We start from the raw sequence: 7,997 nt of genomic DNA, 5'->3' as shown, positions 1-7,997 counted from the left end.
TCCCTCACCGCCGTCGAACTCCGCAACCGCCTCAACACGGTCACCGGCCTGCGCCTGCCCGCCACCCTCGTCTTCGACTACCCCTCCGCCGGACAACTCGCCGACCACCTCGCCGACGAACTCTCCGGCGAAACCACCACAACCACCACGACCACGGCCACCACCACCTCCGGCGACGACGAACCCATCGCCATCGTCGGCATGGCCTGCCGCTACCCCGGCAACATCAACTCCCCCGAAGACCTCTGGAACCTCGTCGCCACCGGCGCCGACGGCATCTCCGCCTTCCCCACCGACCGCGGCTGGGACCTGGAGAGGCTCCTCGACACGGACCCCGACCAGCAGGAACTCTCCCTGGAGGGCGGTTTCCTGCACGATGCGGGGCTCTTCGACCCGGCGTTCTTCGGGATCTCGCCGCGTGAGGCCCTGGCGATGGACCCGCAGCAGCGGCTGCTCCTGGAGGCCTCCTGGGAGGCCATGGAGCAGGCCGGGATCGACCCGGCGACCGTACGCGGCAGCCGTACCGGCGTCTTCGCCGGACTGATGTACCACGACTACGCGATGTCGCCGGACTCCGTGCCCGAGGGCGTGGAGGCGTTCCTGGGCATCGGGAACACCGGCAGCGTCGTGACCGGCCGCATCGCCTACACCCTGGGCCTGGAGGGCCCGGCGGTCACCGTCGACACGGCCTGCTCGTCCTCCCTGGTGGCGCTGCACCTGGCGGCCCAGGCGCTGCGCTCGGGCGAGTGCGAGATGGCCCTGGCCGGCGGTGTGACCGTCATGTCGACGCCCACCGCGTTCCTCGACTTCCAGCGCCAGGGCGGTCTCGCCGCCGACGGTCGCTGCAAGTCATTCTCCGACGACGCGGACGGCACCGGCTGGTCCGAGGGCGTCGGCATGCTCCTCGTCGAGCGCCTCTCCGACGCCCGGCGCAAGGGCCACCAGGTCCTGGCGGTCGTGCGGGGCGTGGCAGTGAACCAGGACGGTGCGTCCAACGGCCTGACCGCCCCGAACGGCCCGTCGCAGCAGCGCGTCATCCGCCAGGCCCTGGCCAACGCCAAGGTCTCGGCCGACCAGGTCGACATCGTCGAGGCGCACGGTACGGGTACGACCCTGGGCGACCCCATCGAGGCCCAGGCACTGCTGGCCACCTACGGCCAGGAACGCGCCGAGGACCGGCCCCTGTGGCTCGGCTCGCTGAAGTCCAACCTCGGCCACACACAAGCCGCCGCAGGTGTCGCGGGCATCATCAAGATGATCATGGCCATGCGCCACGGCATCATGCCGCAGACGCTGAACGTCGGCCGCCCGTCCACGAAGGTGGACTGGGAGTCGGGTGCGATCGAGCTGCTCACCGAGGCCCGCGAGTGGCCGCAACAGGGCAACCGCCCGCGCCGGGCCGCTGTCTCCTCCTTCGGCGTGAGCGGCACCAACGCCCACGTCATCATCGAGCAGCCCCAGGCCGAGCCCGCGCGGGCCGAGAACGTCGCCGCCGCGCTGCCGGCGGTGCCGTGGGTGCTGTCGGCCAAGTCGGAAGAGGCGCTGGCCGGTCAGGCGGAGCGGCTGCTGGCCCGGATCGGCAAGGACGCCGGGACGTCCCCGCTCGACGTCGCCTGGTCGCTGGCGGCAACACGTTCACGCTTCGAGCACCGGGCCGCGGTGGTGGCCGGTGACCGCGAGGGCCTCCTGCGGGGGCTCACGGTCCTGGCCTCCGGCGGTACGGCGGCGGGCGTGGTCCGCGGATCGGTCCAGGGTGGCCGTTCGGCGTTCCTGTTCTCGGGTCAGGGTTCGCAGCGGGCCGGGATGGGCCGGGAGCTGTACGAGGCGTACCCGGTCTTCGCGGACGCCTTCGACGCGGTCTGCACCGAACTCGACAAGCACCTCGACCAGCCGGTCAAGGATGTCGTGTTCGGCGGGTCGGAGCTCATCGACCAGACCGTGTACACCCAGGCCGGTCTCTTCGCGGTCGAGGTTTCCCTCTTCCGGTTGCTGGAGCACTGGGGTGTGACCCCGGACTACCTCCTCGGCCACTCGATCGGTGAGCTGGCCGCCGCGCATGTGGCGGGGGTGTGGTCGCTGGAGGACGCAGCCGCCCTGGTCGCCGCACGTGGGCGCCTGATGCAGGCGCTCCCGACCGGCGGGGCCATGGTCGCCGTCCAGGCGACGGAGGCTGACGTCCTCCCGCTGCTCACCGAGGGTGTCTCCATCGCCGCGCTCAACGGCCCGGACTCCGTGGTCGTCTCGGGTGACGAGGACGCCGTACTCGCGATCGCTTCCGGCTTCGCGAAGACCAAGCGCCTCCGGGTCAGCCATGCCTTCCACTCACCACGCATGGAACCCATGCTCGCCGAGTTCAAGGTCGTCGCCGAGGGCCTGACCTTCCACGCACCGAAGCTCCCGATCGTCTCCAACCTCACCGGCGAACTCGCAGGCGAGGAACTGCTGACCGCCGACTACTGGGTGGACCACGTTCGCCAGGCGGTCCGCTTCCTCGACGGCGTACGCCACCTCGAAACCCAGGGCGTCACCACGTACCTGGAACTCGGACCCGGCGGAGTCCTCTCCGCCATGGGCCAGGACTGCGTCACCGAAGACGCCGACTTCTTCCCTGCCCTGCGCAAGGACCGCACCGAACCCGACGCGCTGACCACCGCCCTCGCCGAACTCCACGTCCGAGGCAAGGCCGTCGACTGGACGACGTACTACGCCGACACCGGCGCCCAGCGCACCGACCTCCCCACCTACGCCTTCGACCACCAGCACTACTGGCTGCTCTCGGGTGCCAGGGCCGAGGACCCGACAGGGTTCGGCATGAGTGCTGCGGAGCACCCGTTGCTGGGTGCCGAGGTGCTCCTCGCGGACGGCGACGGACTCGTACTGACGAGCCGGTTGTCGCTGGACTCGCATCCGTGGCTGGCCGACCACACCGTCTTCGGTTCGGTCCTGCTGCCCGGCACCGCGTTCGTCGAGCTCGCGCTGCATGCTGGTGAGCGCGTCGACTGCGACGTGCTGGACGAGTTGACCATCCAGGCGCCGCTGGTCTTCCCGGAGAACGGTGCAATCGTTCTCCAGGTCGTCGTCGGCGCGGCCGAAGCCGACAGCCGCCGCTCGATCACCATCCACTCCAGCACCGAGACCAACACCTGGACCCTGCACGCCACAGGCTCCGTCTCAGCAGAACCCGCCATCCCGGGCACCCCCCTCACCGAGTGGCCGCCACAGAACGCACAACCCGTACAGACCGACGGCCTGTACGAGAACATGGCCGCCGCAGGCTTCGGCTACGGACCCGTCTTCCAAGGCCTGCGCGCCGTATGGCGACGCGACAACGAAGTATTCGCCGACATCGCCCTCGACCAGGACCAGTGGGACGAAGCAAGCCGCTTCGGCCTCCACCCCGCACTCCTCGACTCCGCCCTCCACGCCATCGCCGTCAGCGGCGGCCCGACCGGACTCGAAGGCCCCGGCCTGCCCTTCGCCTGGACCGGCGTCAGCCTGACCGCCATCGGCTCCCCCGTCCTACGCGTACGCATCACCCACGGCCAGAACGCCACCGTCACCCTCGACCTCGCCGACGGCACCGGAACCCCCGTCGGACACATCGACACACTCACCCTGCGACCGGTCACAGCCGAACAGATCGACGGAGCAACACCCCACGCACACTCCGACTCACTGTTCCAGCTGGAATGGGTCCCGGCCCCTACGACCCCGGTCACCGACCCGGCAGAAAAACTCGACATCCTCGAAGTCCCCCGGCCCGACGCCGGTGTCGACCAGATCACCGATGTCCACACCCGTGTCACCGACACACTCACCCGTCTCCAGGCCTGGCTCGACGAGGACCACCCCGACAACACCCACCTCGTCGTCCTCACCCACGGCGCAACCACCGCCAACACCCCCATCACCGACCTCGCCGCCGCCACCACCTGGGGCCTCATCCGCTCCGCCCAAGCCGAACACCCCAACCGCATCACCCTCATCGACACACCCACCAACACCCCCACCCCCGACCACCACACCCTCACCACCCTCACCACCCTCGACGAACCCCAAATCGCCCTCACCACCAACAACACCACCCACATCCCCCGACTCACCCGAACCCCCACAACCACAACCACAACCACAACCGAACCCACAACCGAACCCACAACCGAACCCACACCACTCGACACAAACGGCACCATCCTCATCACCGGAGCCGGCGGCGCCCTCGGCACCCACATCGCCCGCCACCTCGTCCACACACACGGCGCACGCAACCTCGTACTCGCCGCCCGCCGCCCCAACGGCGGCCCCAACGGCCCCCAACTCATCACCGAACTCAACAACCTCGGCGCCACCGCCCACTGGGTCACCTGCGACACCACCGACCGCAACGCCCTCACCACCGTCATCAACAACATCACCCACACCCACAAACTCACCGGCATCATCCACGCCGCCGGAACCCTCGACGACGGCATACTCCAAACCCTCACCCCCCAACGACTCACCACCGTCCTCCGCCCCAAAGTCGACGCCGCCTGGCACCTCCACGAACTCACCACCCACCTCGACCTCTCCTTCTTCGTCCTCTTCTCCTCCGCATCGGGCACATTCGGCGGACCTGGCCAGGCCAACTACGCCGCCGGAAACGCCTTCCTCGACGCCCTGGCTGCCGTACGCCGTTCCCAGGGGCTGCCCGCCGTCTCCCTCGCCTGGGGCCCCTGGGCCGAAGGCGGCATGGCAGGCCGCCTCGACGCAGCCGATGCGGAGCGGATGAGCCGAAGCGGAATCACGCCCTTCTCACCCGAGGAGGGTCTGGAACTCTTCGACGCCGCCCTGCGCTCGAACTCGGAATCGGGCTCGAACTCGGAATCGGGCTCGGGCTCGGGCTCGGCAACGCTTGTCCCGGTCCGGCTGGATCTCGAAGTGTTCCGCTCGGCGCCGGTCGTCCCGCATCTGCTGCGTGGCCTGGTCCGCACGACGAACCGGCGGACCGCACGCGCGGGTGCCGGGCAGTCCGCCGACTTCGCCCAGCAACTGCTGGCCGTCGGTGAGCAGGACCGGGTCCGGCTGGTGCTGGATGTCGTGCGGAACGAGGTCGCGGCCGTACTCGGACATGCGTCCGGAGACTCGGTCCCCGCCGAGCGGGCCTTCACCGAGCTGGGCTTCGACTCCCTCACCGCCGTCGAACTCCGCAACCGCCTCAACACGGTCACCGGCCTGCGCCTGCCCGCCACCCTCGTCTTCGACTACCCCTCCGCCACCGTCCTCGCCGAGCACATCGCCACGGAGAGCACGGGCAGTGCGCGGGCGCAGCGGGACGCGGCCTCGGCGCCGGTCGCCGTCGACCACGACGACCCGGTCGTCATCGTCGGCATGAGCTGCCGCTACCCCGGCGGCGTGGCCGGTCCCGAGGACCTGTGGCAGCTGGTGGGTTCCGGTGGCGACGCCATCTCCCCGCTGCCGACGGACCGCGGCTGGGACATCGGGCGTCTCTTCGAGCAGGGTGACGACCGCACCGGTACGTCGTACGCGACGGAGGGCGGCTTCCTGCACACGGCGGCCGAGTTCGACCCGGTCTTCTTCGGGATCTCGCCGCGTGAGGCCCTGGCGATGGACCCGCAGCAGCGCCTGCTCCTGGAGGCCTCCTGGGAGGCCGTCGAGTACGCGGGTATCGACCCGACGGCTCTGCGGGGCAGTCAGACCGGCGTGTACGCGGGTCTGATGTACCACGACTACGTCTCGCAGTTGGTCGAGGTCCCGGAGGGTGTCGAGGGCTTCCTCACCACCGGGTCCGCCGGCAGCGTCGTATCGGGCCGGGTCTCGTACACCCTGGGCCTGGAGGGCCCGGCGGTCACCGTCGACACGGCCTGCTCGTCCTCGCTGGTCGCCCTGCACCTGGCGGCCCAGGCGCTGCGCTCGGGCGAGTGCTCGATGGCACTGGCCGGTGGTGCGACCGTGATGGCCACGCCCGGCAGCTTCATCGAGTTCAGCAAGCAGCGGGGCCTCGCTCCCAACGGCCGGGTGAAGGCCTTCGCGGACGCCGCCGACGGCACCGCCTGGTCCGAGGGGGTGGGCGTCCTGCTCCTGGAGCGGCTGTCCGACGCCCGTCGCAACGGTCACCGCGTCCTCGCGGTGGTCCGAGGTTCGGCCGTGAACCAGGACGGTGCGTCCAACGGCCTGACCGCCCCGAGCGGTCCCTCGCAGCAGCGCGTCATCCGCCGGGCGCTGGCCAGTGCGGGCCTGTCCGCCGGTCAGATCGACGTGGTCGAGGCGCACGGTACGGGTACGAAGCTGGGCGACCCGATCGAGGCCCAGGCCCTGCTCGCCACGTACGGCCAGGAGCGATCGGCGGACAAGCCGCTGCTCCTGGGGTCGGTCAAGTCGAACATCGGCCACACACAGGCCGCCGCAGGTGTCGCGGGCATCATCAAGATGGTCATGGCCATGCGCCATGGCGTGCTCCCGCAGACGCTCAACGTCGACGAGCCGTCCACACAGGTGGACTGGTCGGCGGGCGCGGTGGAACTCCTCACCGAGCCGGTCGCCTGGCCGGCGGGGGGCGAGCCGCGCCGTGCCGGTGTGTCGTCGTTCGGCATCAGCGGTACGAACGCGCACGTGATCGTGGAGGAGTCGCCCGACGGGTACGACCAGGGCGGCCTCCTGTCCCTCCCGGCCCAGCCGGCGCCGGAGGCGGCCGCCGGGCGGACCGCGTTCCTGTTCTCCGGCCAGGGCGCGCAGCGCGTCGGCATGGGTCGCGAACTGTACGAGGCGTTCCCGGTGTTCGCCGAGGCGTTCGATGCGGTGTGTGCGGAGCTCGACCGGCACTTGGACCGCCCGGTGAAGGAGGTCGTCTTCGGCGACTCCGAGCAGCTGGACCGGACGGTGTTCACGCAGGCGGGGCTGTTCGCCGTCGAGGTCGCGCTGTTCCGGCTGGTCGAGCACTGGGGCATCACGCCCGACTACCTGCTCGGCCACTCCATCGGCGAACTGTCCGCCGCCCACCTCGCGGGCGTCTGGTCCCTGGAGGACGCGGCGGCTCTGGTCGCGGCCCGGGGCCGGCTGATGCAGGCGCTCCCCGCCGGCGGTGCGATGGTCGCGCTCAAGGCGACTGAGGCGGACATCCTGCCGCTGCTGACCGACGGTGTCTCGATCGCAGCCGTCAACGGTCCGTCGTCGGTGGTCGTCTCGGGCGACGAGGACGCCGTACTGGCGGTGGCCGCCCGGTTCGAGCGGTCGGCGCGACTGCGCGTCAGCCACGCCTTCCACTCACCGCGCATGGAGCCCATGCTGGCCGAGTTCAAGGCGATTGCTGAGAGGTTGACCTTCCACGCACCGCAGATCCCGATCGTCTCCAACCTCAGCGGTGAACTCGCCGGTGAGGAACTGCTGACCGCCGACTACTGGATAAACCACGTCCGCCAGGCCGTCCGCTTCCTCGACGGCATGCACGCACTTCGCGATCTGGGCGTAGAGCAGTTCGTGGAGCTCGGTCCGGACAGTGTGCTCACCGCTCTGGGCCGGGCGTGCCTCGGCGAGAGCACGGCACTGACGGTGTCGGTACTCCGCAAGAACGGCCCGGCCCTGGAGCAGCTGACCGCCGCCGTGGCGGCTCTGCGGAAGCGTGCGATCGGAAGCGCGACGGACCTCGCGATCCGGGAACTGAACGAGGCGGCTGCCTCGGTGTTGCCGGTGGTGCCGTGGGTGCTGTCGGCCAGGTCGGAGCAGGCGCTGGCGGGTCAGGCGGAGCGGTTGCTGGGTCTGGTGGAGGGTGTCTCGCCGCTGGATGTGGGGTGGTCGCTGGCTGTGGCGCGTACGGCGTTCGAGCACCGTGCGGTGGTGATCGGTGAGGACCGTGGGGCGCTGCTGAGGGCGGTGGCCGAGGGGCGGTCCGTTACGGGTGCGGTCCGCGGTGTCGTGGGCGGTGGCCGTTCGGCGTTCCTGTTCTCGGGTCAGGGTTCGCAGCGGGCCGGGATGGGCCGTGAGCTGTACGAGGCGTACCC

At 70.3% G+C, this 7,997-nt stretch carries 1 protein-coding gene; it reads left to right on the top strand.

Translation table 11 applies throughout. The features are described from left to right. Nucleotides 1–7,997: type I polyketide synthase (locus tag BT364_RS38650; RefSeq protein WP_256260430.1), on the top strand; the 7,997-nt coding region annotated here is incomplete at both ends.

The organism is Streptomyces atratus (assembly GCF_900119365.1).
Lineage (GTDB): Bacteria > Actinomycetota > Actinomycetes > Streptomycetales > Streptomycetaceae > Streptomyces > Streptomyces atratus_B.
This window is presented reverse-complemented; position numbering and strand designations above follow the sequence as displayed.